Annotated in this window: 18 protein-coding genes; 11 read left to right on the top strand and 7 right to left on the bottom strand. The window is 43.5% G+C overall.

Annotation, left to right across the window (positions count from 1 at the left end; all coding sequences use genetic code 11):
* Nucleotides 1–209 precede the first annotated feature (209 nt).
* From RMZ42_RS27985 to RMZ42_RS27975, 3 genes are all read right to left on the bottom strand, one after another.
* Nucleotides 210–2,276, bottom strand: coding sequence for a pentapeptide repeat-containing protein (locus RMZ42_RS27985; RefSeq protein WP_322674483.1), 2,067 nt, complete (start codon nucleotides 2,274–2,276; stop codon nucleotides 210–212).
* A gap of 75 nt (nucleotides 2,277–2,351) precedes the next feature.
* Nucleotides 2,352–2,573 (bottom strand): hypothetical protein, encoded by a 222-nt coding sequence (locus RMZ42_RS27980; RefSeq protein WP_322674482.1) that lies wholly within the window; start codon nucleotides 2,571–2,573, stop codon nucleotides 2,352–2,354.
* Nucleotides 2,574–2,689: 116 nt separating this feature from the next.
* Entirely contained in the window at nucleotides 2,690–2,914 is a 225-nt protein-coding gene (locus RMZ42_RS27975; protein ID WP_322674481.1) for a hypothetical protein, read from the bottom strand.
* 287 nt (nucleotides 2,915–3,201) lie between these two features.
* Between RMZ42_RS27975 and RMZ42_RS27970 the strand changes: the two genes are divergently transcribed.
* The 7 genes from RMZ42_RS27970 to RMZ42_RS27940 all read left to right on the top strand — a co-directional run bounded on the left by RMZ42_RS27970 (nucleotide 3,202) and on the right by RMZ42_RS27940 (nucleotide 10,178).
* Nucleotides 3,202–3,444 carry a hypothetical protein gene (locus tag RMZ42_RS27970; RefSeq protein WP_322674480.1) on the top strand — a complete coding sequence of 81 codons (243 nt, stop codon included), beginning with the start codon at nucleotides 3,202–3,204 and terminating at the stop codon, nucleotides 3,442–3,444.
* A complete protein-coding gene (locus RMZ42_RS27965; RefSeq protein ID WP_322674479.1) occupies nucleotides 3,437–3,697 on the top strand; it encodes a type II toxin-antitoxin system RelE/ParE family toxin in 261 nt (86 codons plus the stop codon). The genes RMZ42_RS27970 and RMZ42_RS27965 overlap by 8 nt, the downstream gene beginning before the upstream one ends.
* Nucleotides 3,698–3,768: 71 nt before the next feature.
* Complete coding sequence (locus tag RMZ42_RS27960; RefSeq protein ID WP_322674485.1) at nucleotides 3,769–3,954, top strand: hypothetical protein; 186 nt, start codon at nucleotides 3,769–3,771, stop codon at nucleotides 3,952–3,954.
* 369 nt (nucleotides 3,955–4,323) lie between these two features.
* Entirely contained in the window at nucleotides 4,324–6,201 is a 1,878-nt protein-coding gene (locus RMZ42_RS27955) for an NAD(P)H-quinone oxidoreductase subunit F (protein WP_322674478.1), read from the top strand.
* A 51-nt stretch (nucleotides 6,202–6,252) separates the two neighbouring features.
* A complete protein-coding gene (locus tag RMZ42_RS27950; protein ID WP_322674477.1) occupies nucleotides 6,253–6,966 on the top strand; it encodes a carbonic anhydrase in 714 nt (237 codons plus the stop codon).
* 309 nt (nucleotides 6,967–7,275) lie between these two features.
* The gene (locus RMZ42_RS27945; protein ID WP_322674476.1) at nucleotides 7,276–8,772 is read left to right on the top strand and encodes an NADH-quinone oxidoreductase subunit M; all 1,497 of its coding nucleotides are present in this window, start codon (nucleotides 7,276–7,278) and stop codon (nucleotides 8,770–8,772) included.
* A gap of 98 nt (nucleotides 8,773–8,870) precedes the next feature.
* On the top strand, nucleotides 8,871–10,178 hold the full coding sequence (locus RMZ42_RS27940; RefSeq protein ID WP_322674475.1) for a CO2 hydration protein: 1,308 nt from the start codon (nucleotides 8,871–8,873) through the stop codon (nucleotides 10,176–10,178).
* A 257-nt stretch (nucleotides 10,179–10,435) separates the two neighbouring features.
* On the opposite strand, the gene chrA is transcribed toward RMZ42_RS27940, so the two are convergent.
* The 3 genes from chrA to RMZ42_RS27925 form a co-directional block, all read right to left on the bottom strand.
* Complete coding sequence (chrA, locus tag RMZ42_RS27935) at nucleotides 10,436–11,656, bottom strand: chromate efflux transporter (protein WP_322674474.1); 1,221 nt, start codon at nucleotides 11,654–11,656, stop codon at nucleotides 10,436–10,438.
* Nucleotides 11,653–12,093, bottom strand: a complete 441-nt coding sequence (locus RMZ42_RS27930; protein ID WP_322674473.1) for a beta-lactamase hydrolase domain-containing protein — start codon at nucleotides 12,091–12,093, stop codon at nucleotides 11,653–11,655. Before RMZ42_RS27930 ends, chrA begins: the two co-directional genes overlap by 4 nt.
* Before the next feature lie 516 nt (nucleotides 12,094–12,609).
* The gene (locus RMZ42_RS27925) at nucleotides 12,610–13,863 is read right to left on the bottom strand and encodes an RNA polymerase sigma factor (protein WP_322674472.1); all 1,254 of its coding nucleotides are present in this window, start codon (nucleotides 13,861–13,863) and stop codon (nucleotides 12,610–12,612) included.
* A gap of 272 nt (nucleotides 13,864–14,135) precedes the next feature.
* Here RMZ42_RS27925 and RMZ42_RS27920 point away from each other — a divergent pair, with 272 nt between their 5' ends.
* The 4 genes from RMZ42_RS27920 to RMZ42_RS27905 all read left to right on the top strand — a co-directional run bounded on the left by RMZ42_RS27920 (nucleotide 14,136) and on the right by RMZ42_RS27905 (nucleotide 15,910).
* Nucleotides 14,136–14,495: a YciI family protein gene (locus tag RMZ42_RS27920; RefSeq protein ID WP_322674471.1), complete on the top strand. Its 360-nt coding sequence runs from the start codon at nucleotides 14,136–14,138 to the stop codon at nucleotides 14,493–14,495.
* A 35-nt stretch (nucleotides 14,496–14,530) separates the two neighbouring features.
* Nucleotides 14,531–14,974 (top strand): YybH family protein, encoded by a 444-nt coding sequence (locus RMZ42_RS27915; protein WP_322674470.1) that lies wholly within the window; start codon nucleotides 14,531–14,533, stop codon nucleotides 14,972–14,974.
* Between the two features lie 22 nt (nucleotides 14,975–14,996).
* Entirely contained in the window at nucleotides 14,997–15,407 is a 411-nt protein-coding gene (locus RMZ42_RS27910) for a VOC family protein (protein WP_322674469.1), read from the top strand.
* A 95-nt stretch (nucleotides 15,408–15,502) separates the two neighbouring features.
* Nucleotides 15,503–15,910 carry a VOC family protein gene (locus RMZ42_RS27905; RefSeq protein ID WP_322674468.1) on the top strand — a complete coding sequence of 136 codons (408 nt, stop codon included), beginning with the start codon at nucleotides 15,503–15,505 and terminating at the stop codon, nucleotides 15,908–15,910.
* Nucleotides 15,911–16,074: 164 nt separating this feature from the next.
* On the opposite strand, the gene RMZ42_RS27900 is transcribed toward RMZ42_RS27905, so the two are convergent.
* The gene (locus tag RMZ42_RS27900) at nucleotides 16,075–16,515 is read right to left on the bottom strand and encodes a hypothetical protein (protein WP_322674467.1); all 441 of its coding nucleotides are present in this window, start codon (nucleotides 16,513–16,515) and stop codon (nucleotides 16,075–16,077) included.
* Nucleotides 16,516–16,572 lie beyond the last annotated feature (57 nt).

The raw sequence follows: 16,572 nt of genomic DNA, 5'->3' as shown, positions 1-16,572 counted from the left end.
TTTTTTCTTTTAATCCTTTTATTCAGAATACTCGGAAAGTGACAGAAGAGGGATACTACGTAAAATCGTCCCTCTCCGAGTCGGAGAGGGAGAGAAATAAATTATCCAATCTTGTGGGGTGGGCGTCTCGCCCGCCCATAGCAAAGGGCGGACAAGATGTCCACCCCACAAGAAGTAGTTGAGTATTTTTTTATTTGTCAGTCCCTTAATTATCCCAAACCGAATAGTTTAGAAATCGCAGGCAATAATTTATTACCCGCTTCAACTAGCGAAGCAACAGCAGGTAAGCCGGTAAATATTCCTTTCAACATGGTGATTGCAGTTTTCGCCGTCTTCTGCTTAGTGGATTCTTGAGGATTTTTACCCGCTTCCGCCAAAGTCTTCACCTGTTCTAGCGCTTCGGTTTTGTCTTCTTCTGACAAATATGTGGATTGTACAATCGCATCTTGCAACTGCGACAATAATTCTTTGATTCCTGGTTTCTCGGCATCGGTTGCATCAGGTAACTGATTGAGGGCAATACTCACGTTACCGCTAATGGTTCCCAGATTAGCAATAGAATTATTGCCAGCGATACCGCTAACATTACTACTACCTTGAATATTAATGCCGCTGATATCTGACATGATGGTATTTCCTTGTGTATAAGATTTAGGCTGCCCAAGTGCAGTTGTAATCATATTTTTTAAATCACTAATATAACTATCTTTTTCTACCAGCAATAATTGCTGACTCTGCGATAAAGCTTTGAGTTGATTATAATCATCAAAATATTCTGCACGCAGTTGAGATTCATCACTCCCTTCAGCGGTTTTGGCTCTGAGCAAGATTTTATCATCGCCGCGTTTCTCCATTGCCACGATTTCTAACTCAGCTTCTGGATGGTTTTGGGCAAGGTTTTTGAAAGCAATGGCAACAGCACGGGGGTCAACGCCTTGATTATGGTAAAGGTCGAGGGTATCAAAAATTGGTTTGATAAAGTCGGCAAAGTCTCCATCCTCGAATACCTCTTGTTTATTATCAGGTTTGCGGAGGGGGTCGGGATCTTCTTTGGTGGGTAAGCGCATGAAGACATATTCACACCTCGCACCATGCAATTTAGTTGTATTTGTAATGCCCCAATCTTCAATATACGCGCCGGTGAGTGTTGCACCTGTTAAATCTGTGCCGTCTAGTTGCGTTTGCTTCAGCTTTGCTCTTGACAAATCGGCATCTTGCAAATTAGCTTCACTGAGGTCAGCGCCGATAAAGCTAGCATCTGCTAGGTTAGCTTCTTTTAAGTTGATACCTCGTAGGCTTTGACCATCAAAGTTTTTGTCCTGTCCCTGTCCTGTAACTAGCAATTGACGTACTTCTGAGTTTTGCAGATAAGTCAAACCAGGACAAACACGGTCAAGCATTTTGGCTTGATGCCAACAAGTATTAGCAAGTATAGTGTTTCGGAAATCTGTACTTTTCAGCATCGCAGCGGTGAAATTAGCATTAGTCAAGTTAGCGCCACAAAAACTTGTACCTTCTATTGCAGCAAAGGTAACAGCTATATTGCGAATCAAGGCGTATTTTCCATCTCCTTTCATTGCTCGCCAACCAATGTAAATGCTAAATAAGGCTACGGCAAAAGTTAAAGCTAAGGCTCCACTTATGATTGCGATTACTACTAGGATTTTGCCAGATGTGGGTCTGGCGAAGGATACAGCCACTGCTGAGGTCAAGGCTACAATTACGACTATTGCTCCGGTTACAGCTACAGTTTTAGTAAAAGCTGCTACGGTTACGGCAAAGGCTACGGCTACAATCACAACTACTGCAATAGTTAAGCCTCCAACTGCGGCTCCGGTAAAAACAGCTATAATTCCGCCTTTGGCAAAGGCAGCCACAGCTACAGTTAGAGTAAAGGCGAAAGGGAAGGCTTGTAAACCAGCCTCTACTCCTTGAACAATCGTTTTTAAAAAGAAGGCAATCAATAAGATTAAAGTAGTGAAGGCCGTAATCTGCTTTTCTAAGCTAAAGGCTTGGAATGTTAATGGCAAAAAATAATAAGTTAGATATGAGAAAAATCCTGAGAGTACTAAAAACAACAATGAGATAAGGGCTAGGTAAGTTATTTCCCAACGTCGTTGCAGTCCAGCTTTGGCATGACTGAAGTTTGCCCCTGTCAAGTTGGCGTTGGTGAAGTTTGCCCCTCGGATGTCGGCATAGCTAAAGTTGACACCCGCAAGGTCTTGTCCTTTGAAGTTGCGTCCTCGGAGATTTGGACAGGAGTTGTCTAAAGCCATGTTCCACTTTACGGAGGTGAGCAAATTTTACTACACGCTCACCCCTGTACATTCAGGAATGGTTAGATATATTTGTTAGTTGAGCTTAAAAGGTGCAACTTCGAGGATAAAAGGCGCAACTTCGAGCCTCAGAAGGTCAACGTCGAGCCTCAGAAGGTCAATGTTGAGCCTCAGAAGGTCAATGTTGAGCCTCAGAAGGTCAACGTCGAGCCTCAGAAGGTCAACGTCGAGCCTCAGAAGGTCATCGTTGAGCCTTAGAAGGTCAACGTCGAGCCTCAGAAGGTCAACGTCGAGCATCAAAGGCTCATTTATTGCACTTTTATATTAAAATGCGATGTGCGACTTAATATTCTGACCTCACTTCCATTCTTCTCTCCTAAAAGGAGAGAGGCTTTGATTTTTGCTCCCCTTCCCTACAAGGGAAGGGGTTGGGGGTTAGGTTCTTCGTCTAAGTTGGCAGCTAGATAACCGTGAGATACTGCACCGATAAAATCTGCAAGGGAATTGCTGCTTTGCGTGGGTGGGTTGGATGCTGGTGATAGAGTACCTGCAAGTTTTTGAACATACTGCAACACGTCTTTTAGGTGCTGCTCTGGCAGTTGTTCTATTGCGTCAAAGATGGCTTGTTTAGTTGTCATGGCAATAACTCAATGTCGCTTTCAGCTTTACTAGTAGCTCATCGAAGCGATGTATATCGGTAAGTGTGTGGTGTGTCCAAGTATTAATGTGGATATAGGCACTGCACAATAACTTACATTACAGGAAATACTAATGGAACGTTCGAAAATAATTGCCATTCTTACAGGTGCGATTTCGGTGATTTTAGCGATCGCCAATTCTAGGGCGATGTCTGACGACTAGCTGCCCTTAACATATAAAGGAAGGAGTAAATCGACGGTAAAAAACATTAGCTATAGAAATAACTATGGAATCAAAGCAAGATGACGTTACTATTCTTCAGGAAGCTGAGAAGCGTTTACGGCGACTGTCTCCAGAAAGGCTGCGGGTAGTGAGTGATTTTCTGGCCGATCTAGAAGAAAGAGAAGAAAATGAGGCGACGGCGGAACTTTTGAATGTCCCTGGTTTTGAGCAAGCTTTGCGTGAAGCTATGCAGGAAGCTGAGGCTGGGGAAGTGGTGTCATTTGACAGTATTCGTCGTCATGTATGAACTGGTACTGACTCGCAAAGCACAGAAGTTTTATCAAGAAGTAGATGCATCACTAGCCCAACGACTAAACCGTTGCTTTGACCAACTGCGAGAGAATGCTTACGAACATCCAAACATTAAGCGGCTCAAAGGTGATTTCGCGGGTCTTTTTCGCTATCGAGTTGGTGTCTGGCGAGTTGTTTATAAAGTGGATGAGGAACAGCAACTAATTACTATTTTACTGATAGCCCATCGGAGCGATGTATATCGGTAAGTGTGTGGTATGTCTAAACTATTAATGTGGATATACACACTGCACAACAACTTGCATTACAGGGAATACTGATGGAACGCTCGAAATTAATTGCTATTCTTACAGGTGCGATTTCGGTCATTTTAGCGATCGCCTACCTCATCGTAGTCCAACTCCTGGACTACCGAGACATGAAACCCGCCCCCATCAGCCAAGTTGACTCCCCACCTGCCATTACTATCTCTCACTGGCAGGTTGACAAAATCACCAAAATATAATTTACATTTATTCGATTTGTAGAGACGCAATCAATTGCGTCTCTTGTTATTTATATAAATTGATAAAACTAATGATAACTATTGATTCATCCCTGATTCGATACATAGATAAGAATAAATACCTATTATTTCTTGTTGAAATAGTTGATTATATAAGAAATAATTAGAGTTATTATCCTAAATTTATTTATTTAACTAATTCCATTTTGACAGATATAACGGTAAGCTGTTTCTAACAAAATTAAATAAACATAAATTTGTATGTTCTGCGTAGGCGTCGTCCGTCGTAGATCGTCGCTAGATTAACTGGGATCAACGCCAGTTGACTAAAAACCCATAATTTTTGATCCAAATCTTAGAGGTGAGTTGATGGCTCAGTTTCTACTAGAGACTGTTTGGCTAGTTCCGTGCTATGCCTTAATAGGTGGTTTGTTAGCCGTACCTTGGTCGCCAGGGATCATTCGGAAAACAGGGCCAAGACCGGCAGGTTATGTAAACTTGGTGATGACATTTTTGGCGTTGGTACATAGTGCGATCGCCTTACAAGCAACTTGGAATTACCCAGCCCAAGAAGTATTTATTCCTTGGTTATCTACGGCTGGTTTAGATTTAACTATTGCTTTGGATATATCCTCAGTCAGTATCAGCGCTTTGGTGGTGATTACTGGTATGAACTTTCTGGCGCAAATTTATGCGCTCGGCTACATGGAAATGGATTGGGGGTGGGGACGCTTCTATTCATTATTGGGATTATTTGAAGCGGGATTATGTGCCCTTGCTTTGTGTAATAACTTGTTCTTCAGCTATGTAATTCTGGAAGTCTTGACGCTGGGAACCTATCTACTAGTCGGCTTATGGTTTAGCCAGCCTTTGGTAGTTTCAGGTGCAAGAGACGCTTTCTTAACCAAGCGGGTGGGAGACTTATTCTTGCTAATAGGCGTGTTGGCATTATGGCCTTTAGCTGGAACTTGGAATTATACAGAATTAGCCGAATGGGCGGCTACTGCTAACGTCAACCCGACAACTATGGCACTGGTAAGTTTAGCTTTAATTGCTGGGCCTATGGGTAAATGTGCCCAATTTCCCCTGCATTTATGGCTAGATGAAGCGATGGAAGGCCCGGTTCCCAGTACGATTTTGCGGAACTCGGTAGTAGTAGCTAGTGGTGCATGGGTGCTGATTAAATTGCAACCGGTGTTAACCATCTCGCCCATAGCTTCTTCGGCGATGATTGCCATTGGTGCGGTGACAGCTGTGGGTGCTTCTTTAATTGCGATCGCTCAAATCGATATTAAACGCTGTCAATCTTATTCTGTCAGCGCATACATGGGTTTAGTATTCATTGCTGTGGGAGCGCAACAATACGAAGCGGCGCTATTATTAGTACTCACCCATGCCATATCCGCAGCTTTGTTGATAATGAGTACCGGGGGAATTATTTGGAATAGCATTACCCAAGATGTTACTCAATTAGGCGGATTGTGGAAGCGCCGCCCGATTTCTGCGATCGCTTTTATCGTCGGGACATTGGGATTAATTGGTTTTCCACCGTTGGGTAGCTTTTGGGCGCTGATGGAACTAGCAGATGGGTTATGGGAAACTCAACCTTGGTTAGTAGGAGTAGTTATTGCAGTAAATGCTTTAACAGCCGTGAGTTTAACCAGAGAATTCGCTTTAATTTTCGGCGGTAAACCTACACAAATGAGTCAGCGATCGCCTGAAGCTCACTGGCCAATGATTTTGCCAACCATGATTTTACTTGGTGTCAGTCTACATCTTCCTTTGGTGTTGCAAAGCTTATCACTTTTACCAGATTGGGTAAGCCTAAATAAAGATGTTGCACTGCTGTTAATTTGGTCGAGTATTTTCGGTTGTAGCATCACTGGCGTGATTTATTTAAGCAATATTCCCAAACCAATTCGCCTCCCTTGGAAAGGCTTGCAAGATTTGTTTGCATACGACTTTTACACCCCTAAACTCTATAAAATGACCATTATTTTTGGAGTTGCCAAAATTTCCCAACTTGCCGATATGATTGATCGGTTTGTAGTCGATGGCATTGTTAACTTCGTTGGTTTATTTTCGCTATTAGGTGGCGAAGGTCTGAAATACAGCACCTCTGGACAAACCCAATTTTATGCATTCACTGTTCTTCTAGGAGTGAGTCTTTTAGGAATGTGGGTAACTTGGCAATTTTGGGGAATGCAGTTTTTAAATTTGGTTTTTCAAATCTCGACAATTGGATAGCAGTAACTATCCTACTAAAAGTTAATAGTTTGATATTGTGAGGAGAATTTCATGAGCAGACAACATCCCCAAATCAATGTTTCTAGAAGAGGTTTATTGAAGTTTGGTGCAGGTGCGATCGGTACAGGTGTATTGACAGCCGGACTTAGTTCCAACTTACTTGCAGTCGAAACAAAATCAGCACCAGATGATCTTACACCTGACAAGGTATTGCAAGAATTATTAGATGGAAACGATCGGTTTGTTAAAGCAAGACGGCGCAATCCTAACCAAACTAAATCACGTTTAGTCGAAATTGCCAAAGGTCAAAAGCCCTTTGCTTCTATTCTAGGTTGTGCAGATTCACGGGTTCCTTCAGAGATTGTTTTTGACCAAGGACTTGGAGATTTATTTGTCTGCCGGATAGCTGGTAATATTGCCACAACACAGCAAATTGGTAGCTTAGAATTTGGTAGCTTAGTGTTAGGTACTAAAGTTATCATGGTTGTGGGACATGAAAGATGTGGTGCGGTAGAGGCGGCAATTAAAGGTGCTTCAGTGCCAGGGCGAATTGGAAGTTTGCTTGAAGCAATTAAACCAAGTGTAGAAAGCTCAAAAGATCAATCAGGAGATAAGTTAGAAAATGCTTGTAAAGCAAATATTTTGGCGCAAATTGAAACATTGAAATCATCGACAGTTTTATCTGAGTTAATCAAGGCAGAAAAACTGAAAATAGTCGGAGGTTATTACGATTTAGATAGTGGAAAAATCAGTCTAGTAAGTTAGCTTTTTTGTCCTTTGTCCTTTGTCATTAGTCATTAGTCATTGGCTAAGAGTAAGTCATAAAGCAATACAGTTCAGTTAAGCCTGAAAATTATACTGATGTATCTTGGATTGAACAACTTAGCTTGCTGTCTATTGCGTAGCGTCTCTAAAGGAGAAAAGTAAACCTACACAATCGGACTTTACTTGGGTAACGCTTATACTCAATCCAACCTACTATTCTCTTAACTAAAGCGTATTGAGTCATAAAGGACAAAGGACAAATGACAAATGACAAATGATAAATGACAAAGAACAAAGGACAAAATTCCCATGTTAAGTGTCTTGATTTGGCTCCCAATTTTTGTTGCTATTATCATAGCAATATTACCTGGAAGTATACCTAAGCATCGCATTCGTTTAATATCATTAATATTTTCGGGAATAGTTCTGTTCTGGAACCTGTTTATCTTGTTAAAATTTGATATCAGCAATCCAGGAATGCAATTTAAAGAGTATTTACCCTGGAATGAAACCCTTGGTTTGAGCTATCAAATAGGTGTTGATGGGCTTTCTATCTTGATGTTGGTGTTAAATAGCCTGCTCACCTGGATTGCTATTTACAGCAGTAGTCAAGAAACTGAACGTCCCCGGCTATTCTACTCCATGATTTTATTAGTTAGTGGAGGAGTTGCAGGTGCTTTTTTAGCAGAGAATTTGCTGCTATTTTTCCTATTTTACGAACTAGAATTAATCCCCTTCTATTTGCTAATTTCCATTTGGGGAGGGGCAAAACGGGGTTATGCTGGGATGAAATTCCTGATTTATACTGCTGTTTCAGGAGCCTTAATTCTGGCGACATTCTTGGGTATGGTATGGCTTAGTGGTTCTACCAATTTTGCTTTTGATGCAGTCTCTACAGAAAACCTCTCAACCACAAAGCAAATCCTTTTACTAGCAGGAATAGTATTAGGTTTTGGGATTAAAATTCCCTTAATTCCCTTCCATACTTGGCTACCCGATGCTTACGTTGAGGCTTCAGCACCAATTGCCATTCTTCTCGGTGGCGTGTTAGCAAAGCTGGGAACTTATGGATTGTTGCGATTTGGGTTGGGTATGTTTCCTCATGCTTGGAGTATTATTGCACCGACTCTAGCGATTTGGGGAGCAATCGGCGCTATTTATGGGGCAGTAATTGCGATCGCTCAAACAGATATCAAGCGCATGGTAGCATACAGTTCCGTCGGTCACATGGGCTATATTTTGTTAGCTGGTGCTGCTAGTACTCCCTTAGCACTCGTTGGTGCAGTCGCCCAAATGTTCAGCCACGGACTCATCTTGGCAATTCTCTTCCACTTGGTGGGAGTCGTGGAAGCCAAAGTTGGCACTCGCGAGTTAGATAAACTCAATGGTTTAATGAGTCCCATACGCGGTTTACCCCTAATTAGCGCCTTACTAGTTTTAAGCGGAATGGCTAGCGCAGGTATTCCCGGTTTAACAGGATTCATCGCGGAATTTATCGTCTTTCAAGGTAGTTTCTCTGCCTTCCCCATTCCAACAATTTTGTGTATAGTGGCTAGTGGATTAACCGCAGTTTATTTTCTCATCCTCCTCAATCGCACTTGTTTTGGCAGACTCGATAACTTCGCCTACTATCCCAAAGTTCTGTGGTCTGAAAAAATCCCCGCTTTAATTTTGGCAGCTTTCATCATCTTTTTAGGAGTACAACCCACTTGGTTAGTGCGTTGGAGTGAATCCACAACTACAACAATGGTGGCTGCAATTCCCCCCTTAGAAAAAACCGTAGTCTCCGAAGTTGCGCTGAAATAGTAAATAGATAAAAACACTTGTAGAGACGGCGATTTATCGCGTCTCAAAATCCATCCCACAGACGCGATAAATCGCGTCTCTACCAATTTACGATTACCATGACAGCAATTAAAACAGCAATTAAATTACCTCCTTCCACACACGAATTTGCCGAAGTAATTCACCGCTTAGAAGCTGGCGGTGCAATGTTACCCGATACTCCAGAAAATTTGATGCAAATCATCGGTTTATACAAAGCTTATGCTGTACCGATGGATTTCTACTGGCGTGACCTACTTTATATTGCCGAACGCGAATTTTTAAACCCGCTTCCCTTCTTTAAATACTTCTTACCCAAAGAGTATTTAGAACTGCATAATCATTATGCTGGTGATGATGCCGATTTACGAATTTGGCGCGGCGAAGCTACTGCACATCCAGAACTTTTGGCATTTATCGAAAAGGGTGAAACTTTCAAAATGCCGAAGTTGTTGCATCACTTGTTGCACGATCGCATTAACATGGAATTTGCGGAAGCTTGTATGCGGGCGATGTTGTGGCACAGAGGGATGGGTGGACAATTTGACCCTTACCTAGATTCAGACGAATACAAAGCCAACGCCGACAGGGCAATTAAAGCTTACTTCCAAGGAAACCCCGTGATGCTGGGGCTTTACACGCTGTTCCCCGATATGTTTTTGGAACAGTGCCGCCAGATGTCATACTACGCTAATCTGGGCTTATTCTGGGAAATCATGGCCCCAGTATTCTTTGAAATGTCAGACCGCTATGATGAAGGTACCATTAGCAGCGTCCCAGAGGCGATGAGCTTCATAGTTAATGGTATATTTGCGATCGCAGGTCGTCCCATTTACCATCATGTTTATATTCGTGGTGAATGCTATGAAATTATCCCCAAATCTAAAGGTTTTATGTGGCTATACGAAGCTGCATTACCTTATGTAGAAGCAGTTTTCTACCGCACTTCACCCTTTAGAGGAACAAAATCTTATAATGCTCAAGCGCGTCAAGTGCCAGAAAACCAAAAAGACTTTCACTATGGCATTCTTTACGCTGATGTATTCCCAGTGGGTACTGCTGGCATTCCCCCAACATTATTAATGCAAGATATGTTGCATTTTTTACCACCCTATCTTGTGGATTACTACAGCCAACATTGCCGGGGTGAAGAAGATATGTTGATTCAGTTGGGAGTGAGTTTTCAACGTTCAATGTACTGTGTCACTTCTGCGGTAATTCAAGCCTTGCGAACTGCACTTTTATATCCATTAGATGACCAAAATCCCAAGCATTTACAAGCTAATCGAGACTTTTTTGAAATGCAGCTAAATCGCTTTACCCGTGCTGACTACAACATTCGTGATGCTGCTCGTTTAGGGAGCATTCAAAGTCAAGATTATCGCTAACATATCTCCATCTAAAACCTTTGTAGAGACGTATCACTGCTACGTCTCTACATTCTTTTATATTAGATGTCTAATGGATTGGAAATGCGATCGCTAATAATATAAAGTCAAGCTAAAAGCTATGAGTAATCTCAAATATAGCAACAGGCAAGGTGGTTAGGACATCAACAGACGATAAAACTTAGACACAAAAAGGCTTTTCACCCAGTCCCCAGTCCCCAGTCCCCAGTCCCCAGTCCCTTGCTATACTTGCAATTTCATCGAGTGTAGCCCAAGAGTGAAGCACCCCATCCAATGAAGGCGCTACCAAAGACTAACCATGCAGCATTGATGCGAAAGTGAATGGCTAAAATGGCACAGACGATCGCGATCGCCAAGCCGAGAAAATCTACAAATGGGGCTTGTGGTAATGTTAAAGTTACTATCCCCAGTTGCAGAGTAGTCACAACCATTAAGGCTACAGCACTAACATTCACAGCATCCAAAAATGCTCTAGTCCAAGAAGAAGCTCGTAAGCGTGGAATTAGAGGATTCAGGGCAGCAACAAAAACAAAAGAAGGTAGAAAAATTCCAATGGTGGCAACAATTGCACCAGGTATGCCAGCAATCACATAACCGATAAACGTAGCAGTGGAAAGTACTGGCCCAGGGGTAAATTGACCAATTGCGATCGCATCTAATAACTGCTGTTGTGTCAGCCAGCCGTATTCTTGAACTAATCCCCCTTGCAGAAAAGCCACCAAAAGGTAGCCACCACCAAACAAGACACTACCGACTTTAAGAAAAAACCAACCCAATTGCCATAAAGAAACATTGGCTACAGTAGATGCAGCCGCTACCGATGTAGCAAGTACAGCCGATGCTTTCAAAGTTACACCTGTACTGAGACTAGCAATCAGAAAGTTGGCTTTATCTCCTGGTTTATCGTTTTTATCGCCAGAATGTAACCAAACCATCCCCAGCAATCCCCCAATTAATAGGGCAATTACTTCATTTAATTTGAATAACAATGTCAGCAATGCCACAGCGAAAGCGATCGCTAATAATTGGCGAGTTTTCACAGCCTTTTTGGCCAAGCCCCACAGGGCATTGATGATGATTGCTAAAACGGCCGGTTTAATTCCATAAAGCAAAGGAGTAATTTGGGGTAGAGTACCGTAGGCAACATAAACCCAAGCAAACCCACCAGTAATTAGAACCGCAGGTAAGACGAAACACACGCCTGACACAATCAGCCCCAGCCATCCTGCATAGATGTATCCTATGTGGATAGCCATTTCTGTGGAATTTGGCCCAGGAATTAGGTTAGTTGCGCCCAACAGATCTAGAAAATGCTCCCTTGTCAACCACTGACGCCGCTTAACCACTTCATCTTCAATCATGGCAATATGGGCAACCGGGCCCCCAAAGCCGATGACGCCCAATTTAAAAAACAGGTTGGCGAGTTCACCCAAACGACTTGGTGCTGAGTTAGTCATTTTTGCTTGGCAATATACTTTTCAAGTAGGAATTGCTTAAGGTGAGGTTGTTCTAAATTTAAACCAAGCTCAAGAGCTTTCTGACTAATTTCCTCATAAGTCAGACCTTCACTAATCGCATTGGCAATCAAGGCGATACCACCAGCCCTTGCTCCAGCAGCACAGTGAATTAAAATTGGTTTGGGTAAGTTCTCAATTTCCTGAATTGCTAACTCTGTTTGCTCTTGATTTGCTTCTGAAGGCTTTAATGGCACATTAGCATATTGCAGTCCAGCCGCTTCAGCTTGCTGCTGTTCGTCGCTGAGAAAACCTGCTTCATCGGGAGAACGCAGGTTTAGCACTGACTTAAATCCCTCTTGGGCTGCCTGTTTTAACTCCTCAGAATTTAGTTGGGGAGCAGCGCTCAAGTCGTCACTAACTTTTTTAGTGTTGCTCATAATCTTTAAAAGCACTATTCCGATAGCTTTATCGTAGTTTATTATGTGGATTATTTATAGAGCAATTTTTGTAGAGTGGTTGAGGCTAAAATGCAAATGCCTTGACCAAGGAAAGAATACTCATGCAAAGCAGCTTCTATTTTGAGAAGACATGAAAATCACGGTTTTCCCGCAGCATCAATTTCCCCAGTCTTGCCATCAGTCGTTTTAGTACTAGCACTACTATATAAATAATCGATCGCTTCAACGAAATAATCAGATTTAAAAGGCTGCGATCGCTCTGCTTAGATTTAAAAAGCCCTGATAAAAGTTCAGGGCTTTGCTTTATATACGGTTTATTAAATACCAGCCTAAAATTTTTGCTGGCGCTTTTCTATAGAAATAATTATCCCTGAATCGCTTGCTTAAAGATAGCGGAGAACTACCCATTTTTTACCTGGGTAGCTATTTAATAAAGTCTTTAGATTTGTATATATCTCTACTGTGCGATCGCTTCTTGGTAAAATTCCCCTATCCTTAAGGCTGAACTTCGCGCAGCCGACGTTCCAGAAAGCGACGTTCGCTGTCATTAGTAACCAGCATGAGCGCGATCGCGTAGCTCTCTGCGGCTGATGCTGAGGCTCCGATGCGGCGCAGCATCTCGGCACGGGTGGCGTGAAATAGATGATAGTCATTAAGTTGAGGGGCAAGCCCATCAATCAGTCGGAGAGCCATCTGAGGACTTTCTATCATTGAGATCGCCACCGCCCGATTCAGCGAAACAATCGGTGAGGGCTGCAAACGTTCGAGTAAATCGTAGAGGCGAACAATTTGTAACCAGTCCGTTTCTTTTGCTTGTGCTGCCTGACAATGTAGTGCCGCGATCGCTGCTTGCACTGCAAACGAACCAATTTCGCCCCGCAATGCCTCTTCAACGAGCGGTAGCGCCTCAGCAATCTGCTGTTGATTCCAGCGACTACGATCCTGATCTTCGAGCAACACCAGATCGCCTGCCTCATCCAAACGGGCATCGCGCCGGGAGTCGTGCAACAACATCAGCGCCAGCAGTGCAGTCACTTCTGAGGGCGGTTGGGGTGCCATCAACGTCCTCACGAGACGACCCAGCCGAATCGCTTCTGTGCAGAGGTCAGCCCTCACCATCGTCTCGCCCCTAGTCGTCGCGTAGCCCTCATTGAAAATCAAATAGATCGCCGTCAGCACTGCGTCTACTCGCACAGACAGATCGGTTGTGTCCGGCACTTTATAGGGAATACCTGCATCCCGAATCTTGCGTTTGGCGCGTACCAGTCGTTGCGCCATCGTTGCCGTGGGCACGAGAAACGCCCGCGCAATTTCATCTGTTTCAAGTCCGCCCAGCAACCGCAGCGTCAAAGCAACCTGTGCCTCGATCGCTAGTGCTGGGTGGCAGCAAGTAAAGATCAGCCGCAGTCGATCGTCTGGAATTTCGTCTGTATCGTAAGTTGGCTCCTCACGGGTTGGGATTAACCCGGAGGCGGCGTACCATTCCAATTTTTCCGTCAGTCGTGTCCGCCGTCGGAGGCGATCGATGGCTTTGTATCGGGCTGTTTTGACGATCCACGCACGGGGGAGATCGGGCACGCCGCTAGACTGCCATTGATTCACGGCAGCGATAAAGGCTTCCTGTACTGCTTCTTCAGCCACATCGAAATCTCCCACCAAGCGGATGAGGATGGCGACGATCCGCCCCCATTCAGCCTGATAAAGGGAGGCGATCGCTTGGTTTACGTCTGTTTTTGCGTTTGGGATCATACCTGAATTGAAGGAGGCAGGAGGTAGGAGGCAGGGGGCAGGAGGCAGGAGGCAGGGGGCAGGGGGCAGTTTTTCTCTTTTCTTCGATAAAAATTTTTGGCGAGGTGTCGATTTGAGATAGCACCGTTCGACTTACTAACAAAGGGAAACAAGGGAGGTATACCCAGATCGTACTAAACGATAAAAATTTTTGGTGGAGTGTCGATTTGAGTCAGCACCGTTCGACTTACTAACAAAGGGAAGTAACAACGGGAAATAAAGGAGGCAACCTGATGAAATATTTGCTGCTGATTTACCTGGAGGAAAATGCCCTGAGCCAAACTGAACGGGAACATTGTTATGTAGAATCCGCGCAACTGGCACAACAACTCAACTCGAAGGGGCAGTATCTCGCAACCGCCCCACTCCACCCTGTGGCAACTGCAACCAGCATTCGGGTGCGCGAGGGCAAACCATTAATAACTGACGGGCCGTTTGCAGAAACTCGCGAACAATTAGGCGGTTTTTTTCTGATTAATGCTCAGGATCTCGACGAAGCGATCGCGATCGCCGCGCGGATTCCAGGCGCGCACGTCGGCACTGTTGAAATTCGACCTGTGATTGAAGTTGCAGGTTTGCCAGAGAATTCGTAACTGCACTCAACCTCAACCCAAAAGGAGAGATGACGATGACAACCAAAAACGCGATCGCCACTAATGAAGTTCAGATTCGCCAACTAATTGCCGAGCAACAACGTGCTATCTGCGCCAAGGATGTTGAGCAAATTATGTCCCACTATGCCAACGAGATTATCGTCTTCGATGTTAAACCTCCTTTCCAAACCCAAGGAAAAGATGCTTGGCGTCAAGTGTGGAAAGAATGTTTGCCTTACTTCCCCGACACCTTTGAGATTGAAACACGAGACCTCAAAATTACCGCCAGTGAAGACTTAGCAGTTGCACATTGGCTATTTCGCTTCACAGGAAGCCAAGACCATCCAGCAATGCAGACCTGGATGCGCGTCACCTCTGTCTGCCAGAAAAATCAAGGCGAATGGCAGATATTACACGAACATCTCTCGGTTCCATTCGATCCAGAGACTTCTCAAGCTGTATTCACGCTCAACCCATAGGCTAATCTACTGAGCCAACACCATGAAACTCAATCCTTATCTCATGTTCAACGGTAACTGTGAAGCCGCGTTCAAGTTCTACGAACACTGTCTTGGTGGCAAAATTGTCATGATGATGACCCACGGGGATGCACCCTCAGCCGAGCATATACCTGCCGAATGGCATGACAAAATCATGCACGTCTGCCTCGAACTGGGCGATCGCCTCTTGATGGGGTCTGACAGTCCGCCTGGGTATTTTGAAACACCCCAAGGCTTTTCCGTGCAAATCAGCGTTGACGAGCCAGCGGAGGCAGAACGCATCTTTCATACCTTAGCAGAAAACGGAAAAGTGAAGATGCCGATCGATCAAACCTTTTGGTCTGTCCGCTTTGGTATGTTGGTCGATCAATTCGGCATTCCCTGGATGGTCAACTGCCAGAAAACTCCTTGACTTGTGGGGAGGCGCTTATAGGCGTCTTCCCTAGAGTAAAACCTCAGCGCTTTTTCGCCGATCCTTTACTGTGAAATAATTCCAAAGAAGAACCCATGAGTACTCAAATTTTTGTTAATCTGCCAGTTAAAAACCTCAATCAATCGATCGAGTTCTTTACTCAACTCGGCTTTGAGTTTAATTCTCAATTCACTGACGAAACTTCCACTTGTATGATTGTGTCCGAAAACATTTTCGTCATGCTCTTGACTCATGAAAAGTTTAAGACGTTTACTCCCAAAGAAATTTGTGATGCCACCAAAAGCACAGAAGTGCTTGTGTGTTTATCTTCTGATAGCCGAGAACAAGTTGATGAAATGATTCGCAAGGCTGTCGCTGCTGGTGGAACAACCTACAATAAACCGCAAGATCACGGTTTTATGTATGGACATGGATTTGCTGACTTAGATGGCCACATTTGGGAAATTATCTACATGGAGCCAAGCGCAATAAATCAAGGTTGATTGCAGACATTTAAATAATACTGCAAGGCAAAATTACAAATTACAGCTATTTATCAAGTAAATAGACCACGCGGTAGGGGTGCAAGGCCTTGCGCCTCTACACAAGTGTGGTTCAAATACATGAAAACTGCTGTAATACACAAATGCAAATACTCCTACCTTCTTCAAATAGCTCTTTGCCATAGATGTCGCCCATCAAACCCTTGCTTAATCCAATTCAGACATTCATATTCAGATTTGAATAACTTTGGAGCTGCAATATTATTTAATAACTCTGGTGGATAATGGTCATAAAAATATTTGTCTCCTTCTTGGAAGATGATAATCAAATTGTTCCGATAAACATAGCGAGACTTAAAACTATCCCCCCGATGAACAAACTCGGAATTTTGATCGATATGCTCTTTAGCAATATCAATAATGTTACTAACGCCACTTCCATAGATTCCTGCTGGATTTTCTGCTTTGTGAAATTTGCTTTTGTGCCCAATTTCAGATAACAATTTATACGAATAAATTTCGTAATTATCCGCCTTGCCAAAAACAAATGGAATTATGAGATATCCTTTATATGAAACTGAGTTTTCATAAAGAAGACGACTCATCTCAACCTCCTTTGGTAGAACTGCTCTGAAAGTTTTTTCTTTAACAGAAAAGTATTA

The sequence above is a fragment of the Nostoc sp. DedQUE05 genome, assembly GCF_034530955.1.
GTDB lineage: Bacteria > Cyanobacteriota > Cyanobacteriia > Cyanobacteriales > Nostocaceae > Nostoc.
The sequence above is the reverse complement of the archived record's forward strand: the minus strand, read 5'-3'. Positions and strand labels throughout refer to the sequence as shown.

Bases quoted from the DNA above. Each gene is read 5' to 3' on its own strand.
- RMZ42_RS27950 (WP_322674477.1), top strand. From the start codon at position 6,253: ATGAGCAGACAACATCCCCAAATCAATGTTTCTAGAAGAGGTTTATTG.
- RMZ42_RS27900 (WP_322674467.1), bottom strand. From the start codon at position 16,515: ATGAGTCGTCTTCTTTATGAAAACTCAGTTTCATATAAAGGATATCTC.
- RMZ42_RS27970 (WP_322674480.1), top strand. From the start codon at position 3,202: ATGGAATCAAAGCAAGATGACGTTACTATTCTTCAGGAAGCTGAGAAG.
- RMZ42_RS27945 (WP_322674476.1), top strand. From the start codon at position 7,276: ATGTTAAGTGTCTTGATTTGGCTCCCAATTTTTGTTGCTATTATCATA.
- RMZ42_RS27965 (WP_322674479.1), top strand. From the start codon at position 3,437: ATGTATGAACTGGTACTGACTCGCAAAGCACAGAAGTTTTATCAAGAA.
- RMZ42_RS27910 (WP_322674469.1), top strand. From the start codon at position 14,997: ATGAAACTCAATCCTTATCTCATGTTCAACGGTAACTGTGAAGCCGCG.
- RMZ42_RS27920 (WP_322674471.1), top strand. From the start codon at position 14,136: ATGAAATATTTGCTGCTGATTTACCTGGAGGAAAATGCCCTGAGCCAA.
- RMZ42_RS27915 (WP_322674470.1), top strand. From the start codon at position 14,531: ATGACAACCAAAAACGCGATCGCCACTAATGAAGTTCAGATTCGCCAA.
- RMZ42_RS27905 (WP_322674468.1), top strand. From the start codon at position 15,503: ATGAGTACTCAAATTTTTGTTAATCTGCCAGTTAAAAACCTCAATCAA.
- RMZ42_RS27930 (WP_322674473.1), bottom strand. From the start codon at position 12,093: ATGAGCAACACTAAAAAAGTTAGTGACGACTTGAGCGCTGCTCCCCAA.
- RMZ42_RS27940 (WP_322674475.1), top strand. From the start codon at position 8,871: ATGACAGCAATTAAAACAGCAATTAAATTACCTCCTTCCACACACGAA.
- RMZ42_RS27985 (WP_322674483.1), bottom strand. From the start codon at position 2,276: ATGGCTTTAGACAACTCCTGTCCAAATCTCCGAGGACGCAACTTCAAA.
- RMZ42_RS27975 (WP_322674481.1), bottom strand. From the start codon at position 2,914: ATGACAACTAAACAAGCCATCTTTGACGCAATAGAACAACTGCCAGAG.
- chrA (WP_322674474.1), bottom strand. From the start codon at position 11,656: ATGACTAACTCAGCACCAAGTCGTTTGGGTGAACTCGCCAACCTGTTT.
- RMZ42_RS27955 (WP_322674478.1), top strand. From the start codon at position 4,324: ATGGCTCAGTTTCTACTAGAGACTGTTTGGCTAGTTCCGTGCTATGCC.
- RMZ42_RS27960 (WP_322674485.1), top strand. From the start codon at position 3,769: ATGGAACGCTCGAAATTAATTGCTATTCTTACAGGTGCGATTTCGGTC.
- RMZ42_RS27980 (WP_322674482.1), bottom strand. From the start codon at position 2,573: ATGCTCGACGTTGACCTTCTGAGGCTCGACGTTGACCTTCTAAGGCTC.
- RMZ42_RS27925 (WP_322674472.1), bottom strand. From the start codon at position 13,863: ATGATCCCAAACGCAAAAACAGACGTAAACCAAGCGATCGCCTCCCTT.